Genomic DNA, 16,697 nt, shown 5'->3' on the forward strand with positions numbered 1-16,697 from the left:
TTGCATTTCAAATACTGGGTAGCATGAACCCTTTAATGCAGATTACTACGGTACTATACCGAGGGTTCGAATCCTGCCTTGCCTTCATTGGAAACGGATAATCGCCGCAAAATATACGGTGATTAAGCCAGTTATTCACCGCAACGTGCTGTAGCTATTGCTGTCTTAATAATCGGAGCAACAGAATCTTTAGATATATTTCTGTCAGAGCAATATTTAGAATTAAGCCATTCAAGCAAAGGCTTTTGTCCCTTGCTTGAATTACATCCACAACAACAGAGCGCTATATTTTCCCGTGTGATTATGGATGCGTCATTAATGATATGCTCCCAACTTGCCGCCGTTTTTCTGGAAACGTTTACTGGCGTAAATTCTGACCTGCAATAGACGCAAATCTTATCACGATCCCGCACTTCTTTTTCCAACCAATCAGGAATGTTCCAGTTATTAGCCAAGGTTACTTCTCCTCGGAATTTGTTGCGTATCTCCAGAGGCTGCATACTCATCCAGCCAGCAGAATGTGTTGACCAGTTTCATCTGCTCTACAGAGTCGCATGGGATTTCCAGCAATTTTGGATTAGCGATCACGACCGCCAAACACTGTGCGCGTGACACGGCAACATTCAAACGGTTCTTGCTGTAGAGAAACTCAATGTTGCGCAGCAGATCTTCGGCGCTGGATGTCACCATAGAAATCAGCACGATCGGCGCTTCTTGGCCTTGGAACTTATCAACGGTGCCGATCTTAGCATTGTCCAGCAGGATGGAGCGCAGATAATTGACCTGCACATTATATGGCGTGACCACAAGAATATCGTCCTCGGTGGATCGGGCGGATGCCATTACGGTCGGTAAACTCTTGGCCAAGCAAGGCATCATATTTGGTTTTGATGATCTCGCCTTCCTCAACGCTTTTTTGTGAGCAGCCTTCATGCTCTGCCAGGATCATGACAATCCCTGCATTGGGCAGATCAACGCCTTGCAGATTCAGGCCGCGCTCAGCAGTGCTTTCATGAGCAGTCAGGCGACCATCATAAAAGGCATCAGAAATAAACTGGCAGATGCTTGGACGCATATGGCGTGTCTGGCCAAGGAAGATGCCGCGCTCAGCCGGAATAGTGGAATAATTGCCCAACAAGAATTCCAGCACTGACAATCCAGCCTCGCCCGGATGAGTGCCTTGGATAGGCTGACCAAGCTGCATTTGATCTCCTACCAGAATGATATTCTTGGTCGCCGTGGCCATCGCCACCACATTGGCGGTCGCAACTTGTCTGGCCTCATCGATAAACAGGTAATCCAGCTAACCATCAAAGTACGGGCTGGCAAATGTCCATGCGGTATCCGCAAACAGATCAGTGCCAAGGCTCATATTCTCGATCTTGGTTTCTGAGCGGATGAATTGCCCATCAAAAACGGTTTCATCATTACCGCTGCTGGTTTTTTTGATGCCATGGAAGTTCCCGCCTTTTTCAGCGGCAACGCTTTCCACTTTTTCCAGCAAGTTGTGAATGGCCTTGTGCGAGTTGGAGGTAACGCCGATTTTCTTGCCGCGTTTGATCAGGTCCACAATGATATGGCTGCTGGTATAAGTCTTACCTGCGCCCGGTGGACCTTGGATAAAGAGATAGCTGTTATCTAATGCCGCGATGGCTTCCAGCGCATCGCCTTGCAGATCATCAGAGGTGATAACCGCTTCGCCCGACTGCTTGCCCTGAATGCGTGGTACATTTCGCGCCAGTAGTTCTGTCGCGGCATGAGTGCCTTCTGGCGCTTCCAGCACATGGTCGGCATAGCGGTAAATAGCGGAGCGGATGATCTTGCTGTCAATCGGTCCCGGTGGGCCAATTGATAGGCTTTCCGGCAATGGTTCTTTGCTGACCCCGCGCTTGATTTTGACAATGCAGGCATCTTCATCGATTTCAACAATCATGCCTGCATTTTCCATGACAGCAATATCAACGGCCTGAGCGCCGACCTTCAGCTTGTATTCCTGTGAAGGAAAGCGATAGCTGTATATCAGGGAACGCTTTTCAGGCTCGGGGCTGCCAACTTGCCGCAGGCCACCAAGGCACTCCGTATCGTCAACCAGCTCATCTTCAAATTTGTTCTGCCGTTCAAAGCTGCTCCACCATTGCGGCTTGGCTTCCCGATTATGAAACTCCAGTAGATGCGATAGCCGCTCATTGATCGGCGGTGGGTTATCCTCGATCACGCCAAGGCGGGTTTGGTAATCCTCATATTCGATTTCCCAGTCCTTGCGCTGTAGCTTTTCTTCCTCGGCATATTCCGGAAGGCCCTTAAACCACGGCGCATCTTCCGGCTTAAGTGTCAGCAGCCAATCACGCAGCAAATGCGTGGAAACGCAATCCACCTCGTTATAATCAGAAATCTCTTGCAGCAATTCATCAGCACCTGTTTCACGCCATTCGTTGTAGACGATGATGCTATCGGCGGCGGGTCGCCACAGCATTGGCACGCTTGTCCATATAGAAGGTTTCCATGTTTTTGATGGAATAGCCGGGTTCAGAGGTGCGGATGCTTTCACGCATCACCAGATACAGATCAATGAATTTCTGGTTGCGAAGCAGATTATCCAGCGGCTCTTCGCAGACCGCATAACGGCAGGCCAATCGTTTCAGGGCTGTGGTTTCATAGTGGTTGTAATGATAGATATGGGCATGTGGGTGTTTAGCAAGATGATCAGCCAGAAAGCCCATGAAGCGCTTAAAGGTCTCTTTTTCTTCTTCATGGTCATGCGCCCAGAACGGAAGGAACAGCTCCTTGCCATCTTTGAAATAATACACCCCAAACAAATACTCCAAGCCATTCGGGTAAAGCGGATCGCCTTTCATATCAAAGAACAGGTCACCATTATCCGGCACTGGCATACGAGTAAAGCCCTTGCCCGGAGGAAACGGAATGATCTCGCATTTATTCTCGCCAGTGGTGGCTTTGTGGTGTTGCAGGACAGCTTGGGAGCGCAGGCGTAAAAATACATCACGGCTCAAATCAGGGATTTTGGTGTCAGGTGCAGTGGCGGCAAGCTCTGCAACGGTGCGGATACCAGCCTTCCGTAGCTTGTCCATCTGTGAGCGCTGAATGTTGGCTACAAGGCTTAAATGGTCATCTTGCTCCCACTGCGCTTTGCAGCCATCACGCCACGGGCAGAAATTGCAATGGCCACAAGGCTCAGGATATGAGTCCGCAGGCAGGTTTTGCAGATAGCTTTCAAAGCGGCCTTTGGCGCGGGTGTAGTAATAGAAAAAGTCAGCCACGCGGAAGCTGTGTTTTTCATGGTCGCCCAGAAACAGATGCATATCAGCCGGGCGCAATCCTTGCAGGTCAGTCAGCAGCTCAGAATAGACGCAAAGCTGCATGATATGCTTGGACTCAGCCGTTCGCGCCAGTTTGGTATCCAGCACCTCATAGCTGAAATCCCCTAAGTCTGATGACGTATCGCACTTAATCAGAAAGTCAGCATCACCCCGCCAAGGCGGCACAAAGAAAACGACCTGATAAATGACATCCGCACCGGACTGCATGGCCTCCAGTGTTAGCTGGGCACGATCTTGCAGATTGCAGTCTTTAGGGATTTCAACGACGGATTTACCTTCGTCTTTAAGCTGCTGGAGATACACCGCCTCATGTTCCAAGCCTTTTTGCTGCAGTAGCTGAGCTGTAGTGCTGGCTTCGGCCTTATCCATGCTCTCGCTTAGCGCCTTCACATCAAGGAAGCTCGCATGGTGACACCCCAAAAAGGTGACCAAGTCCGATGGTGAGTAGAGAATCTGATCGTTACCGTATTGCTGCACTTACATCCCTGCCATTTTTTATCATTGTCCTTGTGCTTATGAACATTTTAGAATATTTTACATCTTAATGACCAAATTATAAGTGAGAAGGCATGTCTGACGAGCACGATATTCTGACAGTTGAGGAAGTGGCCCGTTACTTAAAAGTAACAGAACGGCACGTCTATAAACTCCTGTCAGACAGGAAGATACCCGCGTTCAAAGTTGGTGGAGCTTGGCGTTTCAAACGAGAGCAGCTCGAAAAGTGGATAGAAGAAGGCGTTAACGAACAATCAAAAGAAAAAAGAACCAACAAAGATGATTGATATTTTTAAGACAAAATACAGCGATTGGAATTCTCTTGAGAGAACGCTTGAGGCTATTGGTGACAACAAAGCTAAAGGCGATGCGTTTGAATATTTCTGTTATTTTTATTTGAAGTTCTTATCTGACTTACATCAGATTAAAGAGATATATTGCCCAATTGTTGATAACCGTCCGTTTCCAAAGCATGTTGTTGATAAGCTTCGTCTGGAGAAAACAGACTATGGCGTAGATGGAGTTTTTATCAACAACGCAGGAGACTATATCGCTTGGCAAGCCAAGTTCCGGTCTGGGCGAGCAGCACTTACATCACGCGAACTTTCAACATTTTGGGCTGAAGCAGAGTACGCTGATTACAGGTTGATTATTTCTAACACTCACATTCTGCCGAATGTAGCTCATAAAAAAACCGGGCATCTAAGTGCATTAGTTGACCGATTTACCTCTTTGGACGAAGACTTCTTTTCTTCTTTATATCAGTCTGCCATTTCTCAAAATATTCAAATTGAAAGAGATAAGAAGAGTCCTCGACCATATCAATCTGAGATACTTCAAGACATTATTTCTGGATTTTCATCAAGTGATCGAGGAAAGCTCATTGCGGCTTGTGGAATAGGAAAGACTCTCATCGCACTGTGGACCCTTGAGCATCTTCAAGCTGACAACGTAATATTTTTTGCCCCAAGCCTGCAACTTGTTAGGCAAGCACTCGAGGAGTGGTCCGCTGAGTCTTCATCGCCATTTCAGTATTTGTGCGTTTGCAGTGATCAAACAGTTGATGCAGAAGTTGATAGCAATAACATTGATATAGGCGATATTGATATACCTGTGACTACCTCAGCAGAAGCTGTACGTAATTTTATTGCCCAGCCTTCTAATAAAAAGAAGTTTATTTTTAGTACATATCAGTCTGCGGAAGTAATAAAGAATGCGCTATCCGAGAATGAAAACAGCTTTTCATTCGATATCGCTTTTTATGACGAAGCGCACAGAACTGCGGGAGTTTCAAACTCTCAGTTTAATATTGCTCTTGACGATGCTGCCATTAAAACAAAGAAAAAACTTTTTCTTACCGCTACAGAGCGCCTCGTTAGACCAAAACTAAGCTCAAAACTCGAAGAACATAATCTCTCTGTTTTTTCTATGAATGATAAAAGTATCTATGGTGATGTTTTTCACCGGCTTACTTTTGGTGAAGCAATAGAGAAAAATATTATCTCAGATTATCGCATTGTATTTACGGGAATTAGCAGTTCTGAATATAATCAACTTATAAAAAACAATGTTTATGTGACTGATGATGATAGTCATACAGAAACTGTTCAAAATATTTATAAAATAGCTTTGCTAAAGAAATCCATACAAGATCTTGGATTAACAAAGGTTATATCATTTCACTCCAAGATTTCTGAATCTCGTGATTTTGCAAATCGCTTGTCTGCTGAGAGCTCTTTTGGTGATAAAAAGACTGCTATTGCACACATCAACGGAGCCATGACTGCTCAAGATCGTGCTGAGATAATACAAAATTTTGAAGACTCAGAACTGGGCGTGATCACAAATGTTCGTTGCTTGACTGAAGGAATAGATATTCCTCTAATTGATGCTGTCTTCTTTGCTGACCCTAAAGGTTCAATGATTGACATTGTGCAGGCTGTCGGTCGTGCTGTAAGACAGAAATTTGGAGAAACAGGCAGGCTTTCGTATATAATCGTTCCTGTGTTACTCGATCAAGAAGGTGAAGATGTACTTTCTGGAGCTGGATTTGAAGCTTTATTTAATCTCATTCAAGCTATGCGAGATCAAGATGAAGCTCTTGCAGAATGGATCGATTCAATCAATTTGTCTGCTGCAAAAGGTCGAATAAAAGGTAGTAGTTCTGTTCCGGGAAAAGTAGTTATAAATCTGCCAACGGAATTGAACACTTCGGACTTTGAAGATGCGCTTTTGCTACGAATTGCAAACGTAAACAAAAACCCAACGGGTAGCATAGGTGTCGGTAGTAAACTTGGAAAAAATGAAAGAAAAGGCGACTTCACACGTATTTTTAAGACACTTTGTGACTATACACCAATAAAATTAGAAGAAAGCTTAATAACTCCTACATTTGAAATTATCACTGATAACCCTGATGCAATATACACGTCAAAAGAGATCAGAATAAACAATAACAATGTATCTCACTGTAAAAGGGTCGGCTTCCTTCATGAAGTAGAGAGAAACAAATACCAATTAAGTAAACTAGGCCTTTTGTACAAGCAAGGCCATATAAGCTTTTTAGACGCTCTTAGAAACCAGTTTCTTTTGTACAGGGAAGAACATAAAGACGGTATTCTCTTTCCATATAGGGAGGCGATTAGCTTCATGCTTGAAATAAAGAGCCTGAACTACATCCAGTTTTTGTACAGCTTATTTTCAATTCAATTCAATGATGGAAAGCCTGATTTAGAACTTGCAATATCGGTTGCCAAGGAAATAGAAGCTGCATACCCTAATATTTTGCTTACAAACGAAGCAAATAAAAATGAGATACTTAAAGACTTAAATTCAAGATATGAAAAGGCTTTTTCGTACAATAATGTATGGACAGATCGTACTACAGCTGGAAACCAGTATCGGTACCTTATGCGGCACCTAGAAATCTTTGATGAGTGCTTTACCTCAAATAAAAATATCTTCTTGATAATAAAGGAAAAAGAAGTGTTCCTAGCGTCACTCCTTGCGGAGTCAGAAAAACACATACATAAAGATTATGGAGATACGCTATGGGTGAAATAAATCAAAAAAAATATTTTAGCAAACATTTAAAGTCACTTGGTCACACTCCGATTTATAAAATGCATAAATATTTCGCGAGAAGACCTCACAATGTATTTCGTGAACTCATCGACTTTTATACGAAGGAAGGTCAAATAATTTTTGATCCATTTGGTGGAGGGGGCGTCACCTTAATTGAAGGGTTAACTCTTAATCGAAAAATTGTTTCGACCGATGTTAATCCGGTAGCCTCTTTCATCCAGTATTGCCAAATTTGTGACGTTGATGCCGCTAAAATTCTTTCTTATGCACTTGACCTTAAGAAAATGGTTAAAGGTCATTTTGAAGATTCTTTTACAACAGAATGCGGAGACTGTAAAAACGACAAGGCACATGTTCGTTGGATAGAGCATGCATATTTAATAAAGTGTCCACATTGTAGCAAAAACACGTCCTTTCGTAATGACAATAAAGCGCTTAACGATGCTGGAAAACCAAAGAATGGCATATATGTCTGCGACCATTGCAGCTCAAATATTAAAGCAGCAGACGCTCCCAGAATTTCCAGTGAAATAATTAGCTTAAGATATCGATGCAAGAAATGCGGAGCACATGATGCAAAGGAACCGTCTAGAGACGATATTGAGAAACATAAACAATATAGCGAAAACCTAGAGAAATTAAAAACTAGTTTAGGACTTCATTTTCCTGATTTTGAAATTCCGGCTGAATGGGACCGACAACAGGAAGATTGTCTTCATAGAAAAGGCTTTGTGAAATTTACGGATTTTTTCACCCCAAGAAACCTTTTGATTTCGGCGAGCTTTTTTGAAATGGCCAAGAAGCTTAAAATTCAAAAAGATATGAGTGATCCCGAGTATGATTTTTTAATATTTATATTGAGTTCATTAATCAGGTACACCAACAACATGAACTTCTCAACTTCATCTTGGATGGATGGAAGACCTGTTGCGTGGGCAAAGCATGCGTTTTGGATACCAAATCAATTTATTGAAGCCAATCCATTTGAATATTTTGACAATAGATTAAAGGCGATCAAGTCTGGCCTAAAAGATCGAGATTCTAGATTTAATTCAAAGAAAAATACTCTGAACTTCTCAGACCTTGAAAAGGGCTCTGCGGACTTCATGGTGCAATGCGTGGATTCAAAACAGGTCGATATCCCAGATGGTTCTGTCGACATGATTATAACTGATCCACCATATGGAAGTAATGTCCAATATGGTGAATTGTGTGCTTTTTGGCAGGTCTGGTTAGAAGGCAGAACTAAGTTTCCATTTCCAGAGCATAAGCTTGCCTCTGAAGCCGTTGTTCACAGAAAAACAAAAGATAAAACCTACCAGAAAGATTTTTCCGATTACTATGAACTTTTACTCGGCGTTTTTCAAAAATGTAACAGAGTATTAAAATCAGACGGTTGCTTGGTTTACACCTTTAACAATAAAGATATTAGAGCATGGTATGCCGTTATCAAAGCAACCTTGGATGCAGGATTTCATATTGAACCGGAAGGGATTTTTTACCAAGAAGCCATTCATGCTTATCGAGATACGGCGCACCTCCGTCACGATGGAACTCCACAGGGTGATTTTATTTATACATTCAGCAAGAAAAGTCTGCCTAATGAGAAAGACTATAATGGCAGTTTCAATGAATGTCTCAATGATACGATGTTAAAGCTTCAAGAAAAAGACTGCAGTGTGTCATTCGGGGAATTTTTAGTTGAGCTTTATGCTAACTCGGCCCTTTGCCTAATACGTCAGATTAAAGATGGAGCAAATATTGAGGATATCGAAAACGAATTTAGTTCGATGTCGCTAGAAAAAGCCTATGCGCGGATAGATCTAAGAACTAATCAAGAAACGGAGGGCTTAGCGGATGTTGCAGCTTGCTAAATCAGAAAATCAACCACGTTTGATATGGTCGGATTTGGAAGATACATTTTCGTCTACAGAACTCTGTAAATCTTTAGAATATCTAGAAGAAAAATATAATGTTTCAAATGAAGAATCTTTCTTTAAAAAACTAGTTAACACTTCTGTTTCAAAATTACAGCCATACCACAGGTGGGTTAGATACCGCGAAGGTTATGCAGGAGATCTTGTTAAAGAAATTTTATCCAGATACCCAAACGTTTCTGGCGGTATTGTTCTTGATCCCATGTGCGGCTCAGGTTCAACCTCTGTAGCAGCGTCAGAGCTAGGCATTTCGTCTGTCGGCCTAGACGTTAATCCTTTCGCAATATTATCTACAGAAGTCAAATCTTACGCTTTATCTACAGGTGAACTGCAGAAACTTCATAAGATAATAAATAATTGGAATAAATGTACTGACCATGAAAAATATGAATACAACGAGTATGAGGTTCAAATTAGTAAATATTTTGATCAAGGCAACTTTACTGAACTTGTTAAAATAAAGCGTCGCATTCACGAAGAATCAAATAAACGCATATTCAACATTTTGAATTTTTGTTTATTAGCAATTTTGGAGGACTGTTCTAATCGAAAACGTGATGGTAATGGGCTGGCAACAAGACCTTCACCTGTAGGCGACGTTAAAAAGCGTTTCTTGGACCAGCTGCAACTAATACTGATTGATTATGAAGAGAACCCACACAATGAGGACAGTTTAGCACGTGGCGTAGAATTTGATGCAAGAAAGTTGAGTTTAAGTGCTATATCTGGCGATCACGCTGGCTCTATTATATTTTCTCCGCCCTATGCAAATTCATTCGATTATTTTGAATCATATAAGCTGGAAATTGTTTTTGGAGAATATTCTCTACTAAGCAAACTTGGCAAATACAGGGAAAGGCTTGTACGAAACTATAGAATTAAAAAGTCTGCTGAAAAAACAACTGATATTGATTTAGTTGATACGCTGTGTGTTGAAATCGAAAAAAAGATTCCTGAAAAAGAGAGAATGACTGGCAAGCGTGACAGTCGTACACGTCTCGTGCCGGGTATGCTTCGATCATATTTTTATGATATGCGAACAATTATTGAAAACTGCTACGATGTTTTATTAAAAGGCGGATTTATGCACATCGTTGTCGACCAAAGTGCTTATGTAGGAATACCCATACCCACAGATACACTCCTAGCTAAGATAGCAGAAGATACAGGTTTCAAAGTAAGGGAAATGATTGTTTGCCGAGGAGCTAGCACATCTGGCCAGCAGCTGAAAATGAACCCAAGACTCAAAGAGCTGCTTAGAGAAACAATAATTGTACTAGAAAAACCACTCTAGTGTATTTGATAAAGCAAGCATTCGGCATACCTACGCCGAACTAGCCCTTTGAGCTTACGTCTGCCCGCCCAAACCCAGCGCATGAACTGTTCTGGTACTTCGGCGTATTCCTCACGATTGATTTTACGGCGCAGTGTTGAACGCTGGAGTGCTCCGCCGCCAAGATTGTAGGTGAATGACACTAGCGCATCGAATTGGCCATCTGTCAGCGGCACATTGATTAGGCGCAGAACGGCACGCTCTGCGATCTGGGCATCTTGGCGCAAGAGTTCTTCAGCCTGTGTTTCATCAATGCCTGCCGAAAAGTCCTCGTCGTTTTTCACAACATGGCCATAACCGATTGTGGGATAGCCAGCCGGGCAAAAATAAACGGTTCGAGAGAAGCCCTCGAACCGTTTGATCAGGTCCAATTCGTTTTGTGTGATATGTCTCATTTTTCCAGTGTTCCTATAACTTTAAGGTTCTTGCTCCCATATTCAAAAACGCCATGCCATTGCTCTTGCCCGAGGACTTCTTTGCGCTCAATCATCAGCGTAAAGCGGTCAATGCCGTATTGCTTGGCCGTGGCGTAATCTTCCAGTGCGTACTAAGCTTTACGGGCCAGTGTGGTGGCCATTTTCTTGGCCGTGTATTCAAAAGCATCGAGCAGTGCTTCGAGCTCTGCATCGGTACACTTCTCATTTTGAACATCTTCAATCACGGCCTTGTAAAATAGTTTGCTCATGGTGTTATCTCCCTATTTTCAATTACTTTTTACACTTACAGTAACGCTTCATTCCTGGCGCTTATCAAGTGAATAAGATCTTGTTTTTCAAGGATTTGAGCGGAACTTGGCTAAGGCACGTTGATCAAACCAGAAGGACATGACAGCGGCAAATAATGCCTGTGTTTCAGCATCCCACAGGGCGATCAGTCCGTCGGTAATTCCGACACCCTGATCCAATAACTTGAACAGTGCAGCGGTTTTGACGGTGGCGAACAGAATGAAAAACGCATAGGTGATAATCGGGCGAACAGATGCACGCAGAGCCTCAACCCATTTCACCCCACTGGGCTGGCTGGCATGAGCATAGAGCGCTTTGCTTTCTGCCACATCGGCCTGCACCTGTATTTCTTCAAGACGCTGCGTATGGCCTTGACGTTGCGCTTCCGTATAAAGCTCACGGATGACAGACAGGTGCTTGTAAATGGCGCTTTGTTCTTTATCCAAAGCCTGTGCGGCAAAGGCCAGATCATCCAGAGTGGCCTCATGGATAGGTTTGGTGGTGTCTTCTTCTATGACACCAAGTGCCGGGATTTGAATAAATGCCGAAACATATTTGGCGTAAAGGCTGTCTTTAATCAGCTTTTGTAACGATGGTTTAAACATGAAACCTCCTTGATTTCGTAGGTTAAAATTTGCTCTTTGGTCATGTCGTTTCGGCTGCCGGGTTCTGACGCCGCCCAAAGAGCAAAGCGGTCGCGGTATTTCCTGCTTCAGGTCTTGTATTTCCGCGAGAACCCGGCATGTTTTCTTGCCTTCAAGGAGTTACTTACCGAGAGGGCTCAAAAACTGTCGGCGGCTCAGTGCAGATATTCCGCAAAGCCACGCTCCTTCAGCGATCCGCGAAGTTCGGACAGCGTCCCGTAGAGGGTTGAGCGTGGGGTTTTGGTTTTGCGTGAGATTTCACTGATGCTGAGCGTTCGCAGATCAACCAGCAGAAACACCAGATGCGGCGGCATCTGCTGAACAGCTTGTTCAAGGTCAATTTGAAGGTCGCGGTTGGTCAGGTCTTCGGTTGCAGGGTCAGGCAGAGCGTTGTCGTCGCCGTCCTTATCCTCAAGCCACGCATCAAGTGAAAAATCACTGATGCCGAACCCACGTTTTTGGGCGCGGGCGGCCTCAATGAGGCTGGCACATTTGTGGTTGAGGATGCGGTCAACAAAGGTCGACCATTTTGCTTTTTCAGGAACATAAGCCTGCTTGCGGAATAAATAATCCAGCATCAACTCTTGCTCGAGGTCCTCGACTTCTACGCCATGAATGGCGGAGTGCCGCATCAGGCTGCGTGCGTGATAACGGACTTGGTTTACGACATAAGGATAGATGCCTTCATAGTTGTTTTTGCTCATGGTTTTCGTCTCCAGTTGCGGTTAGCCGCCACGCGGGCGGGTCAACTGGGACTGGCGAAAACTCACTGGAGACCCTGAAAATCGGTGCGTTACTCAAGGCGCAAAAACAAAAAAGCCCCGCATGCCGGGGCTTTGGTGGGTGTAAATTTTTTTGAAAAAAATTTCAGGGTGGTCGGTGAAATTTCACCGAAGGGAGATTAGGCAAATCCAAAATGCTTTAATTGCTCATCCCAAATATCGGGAAATGGGGTTTGTATATCCTGCAGGCTTAACTGGCGCGGCTGCGTGCCATCCAAGATGGCCTTTTTGATCTGGGGAGCAAGTTGATTGAGGCGCAGTATCCGCGACATATAAGAGGTGTTGATCTGGCGTTGGCGTGACATGTCATCAATGGATTTATAGCGCCCCGTATCAAGCAGGTTTTGCCAGTAATAGGCTTTGGCAAAGGCCGTTACGAATGTTTCGTCTTGCTTGGGTGCTTCTTGTGGCGGGGTCATTTGGTAGCCTTCGGGCAAAATAATCATTTTCTTGCCACCATATTTCTTGATCCGCATTGGCACCCGGATTGAAATGCTGTTGTTCGCCATCATATTTACGCATTTATCCATGCTTTCTCCTCCAGTTTTTTTGTTGAAATGCCTTGCAGCCGCTTGTCTTGCTCGTCCAATTCCCGAGCCAAACTATCCATGCCTGCAGCCCTGATCCGGATATCGACAAATTCATAATTGACGATGACTTTTTCAATCATCAACTCAAGGATGCGTTGTTTTCAGCAGGATAAAGTTCTTTCCAGATCGGGACGATGTCATTCAGGTTGCTGTAAACCTCATGCTCCGTGATGGTCTCATCCTCTTTTTGTGCTTCGCGCCACGTTTCCATGATCATCTCCGGCGAGGCAAAAACAGCTTGAAGCTGATTCAATATCAATGCCTCCGTTTCATTGGCGCTGACATTGCGAACCTTGCAATCCGGGTTGATACCTTTGCGGTAATGTTCACAGGTGTAATAGCGATAAAGCCTGCCACCTTTTTTACGGGTATGACTTGCCACCAATCCACATTCGCATTCACCGCACTTCAAAAGCCCCATCAAAATGGCCTTGGTTTTCTTCCGCGTGATTGCGCCTCGGTTGATGGTATTTTCTTTCATGGTGGCGCGGACTTTATTCCACGTGTCTATATCGATGATGGCTGGATGGCGGCCTTCGTAGATTTTATCTTTATGTTTGATTTTTCCGATATAGATGGGGTTTTGCAGAATCTTATAAAGGCCGTCTTTATCCAGTGCTTTACCACCGATAACACGTCCGTTTTTGGTTGTGCGCTTTTTGCTTAATACCCCCATGCGCGGCAACATCTTTGCCATTTCCGTGGGCGACTCTGGTCATCAAAAATAGATCGAATATTTTGCGGATACCCTCAGCCTCATCGGGCTCAATCACAAGCTCACGGTTTTTGACCACATAGCCCATAGGTGTGACACCCCCATCCACATGCCTTTGCGTTTGGAGGCTGCCAATTTATCGCGGATACGTTCGCCGATCACTTCACGTTCAAATTGGGCAAAGCTGAACAGGATGTTCAGCGTCAATCGGCCCATTGATGTGGTGGTGTTGAATTGCTGAGTAACGGAAACGAAGGACACTTTGTGCTCGTCAAACAGATCAATCAGTTTGGCAAAATTAGCCAAGGAGCGTGACAAGCGGTCAACCTTGTACACGACAACTGTATCAATCAGGCTGCTTTTGATGTCGTCCATAAGGCGTTTTAAAGCTGGGCGATCCATATTGCCGCCTGTAAAGCGGCCATCATCGTAATTATCGGGAAGCTGGAACCAGAGCCTTCATGCTTTTGTGAGGCGATGTAGGATTCACAAGCTTCTCGCTGAGCATCAAGGCTGTTGAACCCCATGTCTAAGCCTTCCTCGGTGGATTTGCGCGTATAAATCGCGCAGCGTTTTTTCGGTGTGGTTGTGCTCAATGTTTGTCTCTTTGTGCTTTGTTGTTTAATCCGAAGAAGGCAGGTCCAGACCAGCTGCTGCCTGTAATGGCCAGTGCAACCTTGGACAGGCTTTTGTATAGGCAGCCTGCATATTCATAACCTTCCTCTAAAATGGTGACCTGATGCCCTTATATTCCCGCACCAGTTTGATACCGGGGATGGGCCGCTGATATTGTGTCTTGCGTTTCGGCTTGGCTTTTTTGCCAGAGCCGAATAAATCATTGGCCTGCTGTTCGATCCGGTTCTCAATCTGTGGATCAACGCCGTAAGCAAGCTCCTGCAGGCGATAAGCCAGTCTGCGGACAATGTGGCTTTTATGGCCACCGGGTGGTTCGTCCTGATACACATCCCGCCATAAAGCCTTTAAGTCGGATAACGGCATATTTGGGAGCGCCGCCACACGCGCCAGAAGTGTTTTATCCATTCTTCACTTCCTACGATTCTGCTTTTTTCTTTTGCTTCAAGCGGAGGCGTTGCCAGCCCAAGCCGACAATATGGGCGACTTCCTTTTGCCGATCTGCATCGGACACAAGTCCGGCAGGAAGTTGGCCCAGCTTGATTTGTAATCGCTCCCGTTCGGTGAGCTCTTTGTTTTCATGACTCATCAGGAACTCCTTGGTTTTTTGGTTCTTCGTCATGGACATGAATGCTTGGAAAAAACCTGAAGTCCAATGAATTAGAGGGATGTGTTGGCTCGAACTGACGGTTCAGGCGTATCTTGCGACGCAGGATGCCAAGTGTCAGCAAATGCACTACCTCATTGCGGCGATCTCGTTCATTTATTAGGTTTGGAGAAAGTGAAGACATGGCGAACCTCCTTGAGAATTATTGCGTCGTTCAAGGAGTTACTTACTGAAATGACTTGAAAACTGTCGGTTCAGTCAATGCTGTGCATTGAATCAAATTAGGCTTGTGAAAATCATAAGCCTAATTTATATTAGGTTGTTAATTAAAATATAGTTGAAGTTTGAAAATGTCAATTTTGCTCAAAGATATATGGCCGATTGAAAATTTGGCCGACTATAAAATTCACTTTGCGAGATACAACCAGCACTCGCAGCCGCTAGAGGTATGGGGAAGAAGCAAAGAAGAATGGCAAGGCTGGCAGGAATACTGGCCGGGCCGCAATGATTTTAACAGGCCGCTTATTTTCTCACTCATGCAATTTCACTACGAAACCGACATCTGGCTGTTCGGTGGTGTGTTCAGAGTATTGGAGAAACATGCAGACCGCTATGAGGTTGAGCTTACTGATTTGGGCAAAGAGTTTATTGGGCGTCTGAAAATCCGATCATCTTATCGCAACCGCACGACTAGGACCAATATGGAGCCACATTACCATAAGTTTGAAGTGCAAGAGATTTTGCGTGAGCCATATTCCGGTAGAGCATTCTGCGGATACGATAAAATAGACTTATCATTTGAAGAGCTCGAAGTCTTGATCAAGAATGACAGGCCAGATTGGAAAACAGCACTAGAATGCGTTAAGGGTATTTACCCGATTACCGATACGCATACGGGAAAACGCTACATCGGCTCTGCTTATGGTGATCAAGGCATATGGTCACGATGGAAGTGTTACATTGAAACGGGTCATGGGGGAAACAAAGGCATTCATGATATGATAAACAAAGCGGGAATTGATTACTGCCGTTCTCATTTCCGTTTTGCGTTGCTTGAGCAGCGGCTTAGCACCCCCCCCCCGATGAAAAAATACTGGAAAGAGAAGTCTTCTGGAAACGCATTTTGCTCACAAGAGGCGAGCAAGGGCTTAACCATAACTGAGTGTAAGATGGATAGATTAACACAAGCACAACAGAGTTTATTACAGGCCATTGAGCGCCTGAAACGTGCCATGGAGATGTCGCCCACGGTACAAGAGCTTGCTGTGGAATTGGGGGTGAAAGCACCCAGTGTGTTTGAAGGGCTCAAGCGACTGGAAGATAAAGGCTATATTCGCAGACAGGCGCGAAAAGCGCGGTCCATCGAAATCCTCCATGCACAAACACCGGATAAGACCAACCTGACGGCTGTTCCTGTTTTGGGGATGGTTGCGGCTGGCCAACCGATTCTTGCTCTTGAAAACAAGATTGGTCAGGTCATGGTGCCGAATAATGTTCTACGCGGGAAGTGCTTTGCGCTCAAAGTGCACGGCGACAGCATGATCGATGCTGATATTTTCGAGGGAGATTACGTTGTTGTGCGCCAGCAATCTATTGCTGAAAACAGCGATATTGTGGTGGCCATGGTTGGCGAAGAGGCCACTGTAAAGCGGCTGAGTATTGAAGGGGAGCATATTGAACTGCGCCCTGAAAATCAGAAACGAAAACCCATCATCATAGGACAACAGGATGAACTTAAAATAATTGGGAAGGTCTTACACGTCTGCTCGGGTGTTGACACCGAGGCCCTCCTAGACGAACCCCAAGGAGGATAA

The 16,697-nt window shown here is 44.5% G+C and carries 21 protein-coding genes and 1 pseudogene; 5 read left to right on the forward strand and 17 right to left on the reverse strand.

Going from position 1 to position 16,697, the window contains the following annotated elements:
• Positions 1-131: 131 nt before the first annotated feature.
• The 5 genes from ACFIL3_RS03960 to ACFIL3_RS03980 are packed head-to-tail and all read right to left on the reverse strand — an operon-like array spanning position 132 to position 3,815.
• Positions 132-455 (reverse strand): HNH endonuclease, encoded by a 324-nt coding sequence (locus ACFIL3_RS03960; RefSeq protein WP_375612865.1) that lies wholly within the window; start codon positions 453-455, stop codon positions 132-134.
• Positions 448-807 carry an AAA domain-containing protein gene (locus tag ACFIL3_RS03965; RefSeq protein WP_375612864.1) on the reverse strand — a complete coding sequence of 120 codons (360 nt, stop codon included), beginning with the start codon at positions 805-807 and terminating at the stop codon, positions 448-450. Before ACFIL3_RS03965 ends, ACFIL3_RS03960 begins: the two co-directional genes overlap by 8 nt.
• Positions 791-1,246, reverse strand: coding sequence for a hypothetical protein (locus ACFIL3_RS03970; RefSeq protein ID WP_375612863.1), 456 nt, complete (start codon positions 1,244-1,246; stop codon positions 791-793). Before ACFIL3_RS03970 ends, ACFIL3_RS03965 begins: the two co-directional genes overlap by 17 nt.
• 57 nt (positions 1,247-1,303) lie before the next feature.
• Positions 1,304-2,473 carry a ribonuclease H-like domain-containing protein gene (locus tag ACFIL3_RS03975; protein WP_375629562.1) on the reverse strand — a complete coding sequence of 390 codons (1,170 nt, stop codon included), beginning with the start codon at positions 2,471-2,473 and terminating at the stop codon, positions 1,304-1,306.
• The gene (locus ACFIL3_RS03980) at positions 2,448-3,815 is read right to left on the reverse strand and encodes a TM0106 family RecB-like putative nuclease (protein ID WP_375629559.1); all 1,368 of its coding nucleotides are present in this window, start codon (positions 3,813-3,815) and stop codon (positions 2,448-2,450) included. Before ACFIL3_RS03980 ends, ACFIL3_RS03975 begins: the two co-directional genes overlap by 26 nt.
• A 92-nt stretch (positions 3,816-3,907) precedes the next feature.
• Between ACFIL3_RS03980 and ACFIL3_RS03985 the strand changes: the two genes are divergently transcribed.
• From ACFIL3_RS03985 to ACFIL3_RS04000, 4 genes are read left to right on the forward strand one after another with little or no spacing between them, the layout of a single operon-like run.
• Positions 3,908-4,120: a helix-turn-helix domain-containing protein gene (locus ACFIL3_RS03985; protein ID WP_375612860.1), complete on the forward strand. Its 213-nt coding sequence runs from the start codon at positions 3,908-3,910 to the stop codon at positions 4,118-4,120.
• Entirely contained in the window at positions 4,113-6,896 is a 2,784-nt protein-coding gene (locus ACFIL3_RS03990; RefSeq protein WP_375629556.1) for a DEAD/DEAH box helicase family protein, read from the forward strand. Before ACFIL3_RS03985 ends, ACFIL3_RS03990 begins: the two co-directional genes overlap by 8 nt.
• A complete protein-coding gene (locus ACFIL3_RS03995; RefSeq protein WP_375612858.1) occupies positions 6,884-8,791 on the forward strand; it encodes a DNA methyltransferase in 1,908 nt (635 codons plus the stop codon). Before ACFIL3_RS03990 ends, ACFIL3_RS03995 begins: the two co-directional genes overlap by 13 nt.
• Positions 8,775-10,148: a DNA methyltransferase gene (locus ACFIL3_RS04000; RefSeq protein WP_375612857.1), complete on the forward strand. Its 1,374-nt coding sequence runs from the start codon at positions 8,775-8,777 to the stop codon at positions 10,146-10,148. The genes ACFIL3_RS03995 and ACFIL3_RS04000 overlap by 17 nt, the downstream gene beginning before the upstream one ends.
• Here ACFIL3_RS04000 and ACFIL3_RS04005 read toward each other — a convergent pair.
• The 12 genes and pseudogenes from ACFIL3_RS04005 to ACFIL3_RS04060 form a co-directional block, all read right to left on the reverse strand.
• A complete protein-coding gene (locus tag ACFIL3_RS04005) occupies positions 10,145-10,582 on the reverse strand; it encodes a lysozyme (protein ID WP_375612856.1) in 438 nt (145 codons plus the stop codon). The two genes, ACFIL3_RS04000 and ACFIL3_RS04005, sit on opposite strands and share 4 nt — an antisense overlap.
• 152 nt (positions 10,583-10,734) lie before the next feature.
• Entirely contained in the window at positions 10,735-10,872 is a 138-nt protein-coding gene (locus ACFIL3_RS04010; RefSeq protein WP_375612855.1) for a hypothetical protein, read from the reverse strand.
• Positions 10,873-10,959: 87 nt separating this feature from the next.
• On the reverse strand, positions 10,960-11,517 hold the full coding sequence (locus ACFIL3_RS04015) for a hypothetical protein (RefSeq protein WP_375612854.1): 558 nt from the start codon (positions 11,515-11,517) through the stop codon (positions 10,960-10,962).
• Positions 11,518-11,711: 194 nt separating this feature from the next.
• Complete coding sequence (locus tag ACFIL3_RS04020) at positions 11,712-12,260, reverse strand: RNA polymerase sigma factor (RefSeq protein WP_375612853.1); 549 nt, start codon at positions 12,258-12,260, stop codon at positions 11,712-11,714.
• A 197-nt stretch (positions 12,261-12,457) separates the two neighbouring features.
• Positions 12,458-12,868, reverse strand: a complete 411-nt coding sequence (locus ACFIL3_RS04025) for a hypothetical protein (RefSeq protein ID WP_375629547.1) — start codon at positions 12,866-12,868, stop codon at positions 12,458-12,460.
• A complete protein-coding gene (locus ACFIL3_RS04030; RefSeq protein ID WP_375612851.1) occupies positions 12,853-13,008 on the reverse strand; it encodes a hypothetical protein in 156 nt (51 codons plus the stop codon). Before ACFIL3_RS04030 ends, ACFIL3_RS04025 begins: the two co-directional genes overlap by 16 nt.
• The gene (locus tag ACFIL3_RS04035; protein WP_375681857.1) at positions 13,008-13,616 is read right to left on the reverse strand and encodes a recombinase zinc beta ribbon domain-containing protein; all 609 of its coding nucleotides are present in this window, start codon (positions 13,614-13,616) and stop codon (positions 13,008-13,010) included. The genes ACFIL3_RS04030 and ACFIL3_RS04035 overlap by 1 nt, the downstream gene beginning before the upstream one ends.
• 81 nt (positions 13,617-13,697) lie before the next feature.
• Positions 13,698-14,045 carry a recombinase family protein gene (locus tag ACFIL3_RS04040; protein ID WP_375629542.1) on the reverse strand — a complete coding sequence of 116 codons (348 nt, stop codon included), beginning with the start codon at positions 14,043-14,045 and terminating at the stop codon, positions 13,698-13,700.
• The gene (locus ACFIL3_RS04045) at positions 14,027-14,239 is read right to left on the reverse strand and encodes a hypothetical protein (protein WP_375629539.1); all 213 of its coding nucleotides are present in this window, start codon (positions 14,237-14,239) and stop codon (positions 14,027-14,029) included. The genes ACFIL3_RS04040 and ACFIL3_RS04045 overlap by 19 nt, the downstream gene beginning before the upstream one ends.
• A pseudogene (locus ACFIL3_RS04050) lies at positions 14,236-14,684 on the reverse strand (DUF2924 domain-containing protein). The gene ACFIL3_RS04045 and the pseudogene ACFIL3_RS04050 overlap by 4 nt, the downstream one beginning before the upstream one ends.
• Before the next feature lie 10 nt (positions 14,685-14,694).
• Complete coding sequence (locus ACFIL3_RS04055) at positions 14,695-14,865, reverse strand: hypothetical protein (RefSeq protein WP_375629536.1); 171 nt, start codon at positions 14,863-14,865, stop codon at positions 14,695-14,697.
• The gene (locus tag ACFIL3_RS04060; protein WP_375681858.1) at positions 14,855-15,067 is read right to left on the reverse strand and encodes a hypothetical protein; all 213 of its coding nucleotides are present in this window, start codon (positions 15,065-15,067) and stop codon (positions 14,855-14,857) included. The genes ACFIL3_RS04055 and ACFIL3_RS04060 overlap by 11 nt, the downstream gene beginning before the upstream one ends.
• Before the next feature lie 166 nt (positions 15,068-15,233).
• Between ACFIL3_RS04060 and lexA the strand changes: the two genes are divergently transcribed.
• A complete protein-coding gene (gene lexA, locus ACFIL3_RS04065; protein ID WP_375681859.1) occupies positions 15,234-16,697 on the forward strand; it encodes a transcriptional repressor LexA in 1,464 nt (487 codons plus the stop codon).

The sequence above is a fragment of the Bartonella sp. CE47NXGY genome (assembly GCF_042195415.1).
GTDB lineage: Bacteria > Pseudomonadota > Alphaproteobacteria > Rhizobiales > Rhizobiaceae > Bartonella.

Bases quoted from the DNA above. Each gene is read 5' to 3' on its own strand.
- ACFIL3_RS03970 (WP_375612863.1), bottom strand. From the start codon at position 1,246: ATGGCCACGGCGACCAAGAATATCATTCTGGTAGGAGATCAAATGCAG.
- ACFIL3_RS03975 (WP_375629562.1), bottom strand. From the start codon at position 2,473: ATGCTGTGGCGACCCGCCGCCGATAGCATCATCGTCTACAACGAATGG.
- ACFIL3_RS03985 (WP_375612860.1), top strand. From the start codon at position 3,908: ATGTCTGACGAGCACGATATTCTGACAGTTGAGGAAGTGGCCCGTTAC.
- ACFIL3_RS03990 (WP_375629556.1), top strand. From the start codon at position 4,113: ATGATTGATATTTTTAAGACAAAATACAGCGATTGGAATTCTCTTGAG.
- ACFIL3_RS03995 (WP_375612858.1), top strand. From the start codon at position 6,884: ATGGGTGAAATAAATCAAAAAAAATATTTTAGCAAACATTTAAAGTCA.
- ACFIL3_RS04000 (WP_375612857.1), top strand. From the start codon at position 8,775: ATGTTGCAGCTTGCTAAATCAGAAAATCAACCACGTTTGATATGGTCG.
- ACFIL3_RS04005 (WP_375612856.1), bottom strand. From the start codon at position 10,582: ATGAGACATATCACACAAAACGAATTGGACCTGATCAAACGGTTCGAG.
- ACFIL3_RS04010 (WP_375612855.1), bottom strand. From the start codon at position 10,872: ATGAGCAAACTATTTTACAAGGCCGTGATTGAAGATGTTCAAAATGAG.
- ACFIL3_RS04015 (WP_375612854.1), bottom strand. From the start codon at position 11,517: ATGTTTAAACCATCGTTACAAAAGCTGATTAAAGACAGCCTTTACGCC.
- ACFIL3_RS04020 (WP_375612853.1), bottom strand. From the start codon at position 12,260: ATGAGCAAAAACAACTATGAAGGCATCTATCCTTATGTCGTAAACCAA.
- ACFIL3_RS04025 (WP_375629547.1), bottom strand. From the start codon at position 12,868: ATGGATAAATGCGTAAATATGATGGCGAACAACAGCATTTCAATCCGG.
- ACFIL3_RS04030 (WP_375612851.1), bottom strand. From the start codon at position 13,008: ATGATTGAAAAAGTCATCGTCAATTATGAATTTGTCGATATCCGGATC.
- ACFIL3_RS04035 (WP_375681857.1), bottom strand. From the start codon at position 13,616: ATGTTGCCGCGCATGGGGGTATTAAGCAAAAAGCGCACAACCAAAAAC.
- ACFIL3_RS04040 (WP_375629542.1), bottom strand. From the start codon at position 14,045: ATGGATCGCCCAGCTTTAAAACGCCTTATGGACGACATCAAAAGCAGC.
- ACFIL3_RS04055 (WP_375629536.1), bottom strand. From the start codon at position 14,865: ATGAGTCATGAAAACAAAGAGCTCACCGAACGGGAGCGATTACAAATC.
- ACFIL3_RS04060 (WP_375681858.1), bottom strand. From the start codon at position 15,067: ATGTCTTCACTTTCTCCAAACCTAATAAATGAACGAGATCGCCGCAAT.
- lexA (WP_375681859.1), top strand. From the start codon at position 15,234: ATGTCAATTTTGCTCAAAGATATATGGCCGATTGAAAATTTGGCCGAC.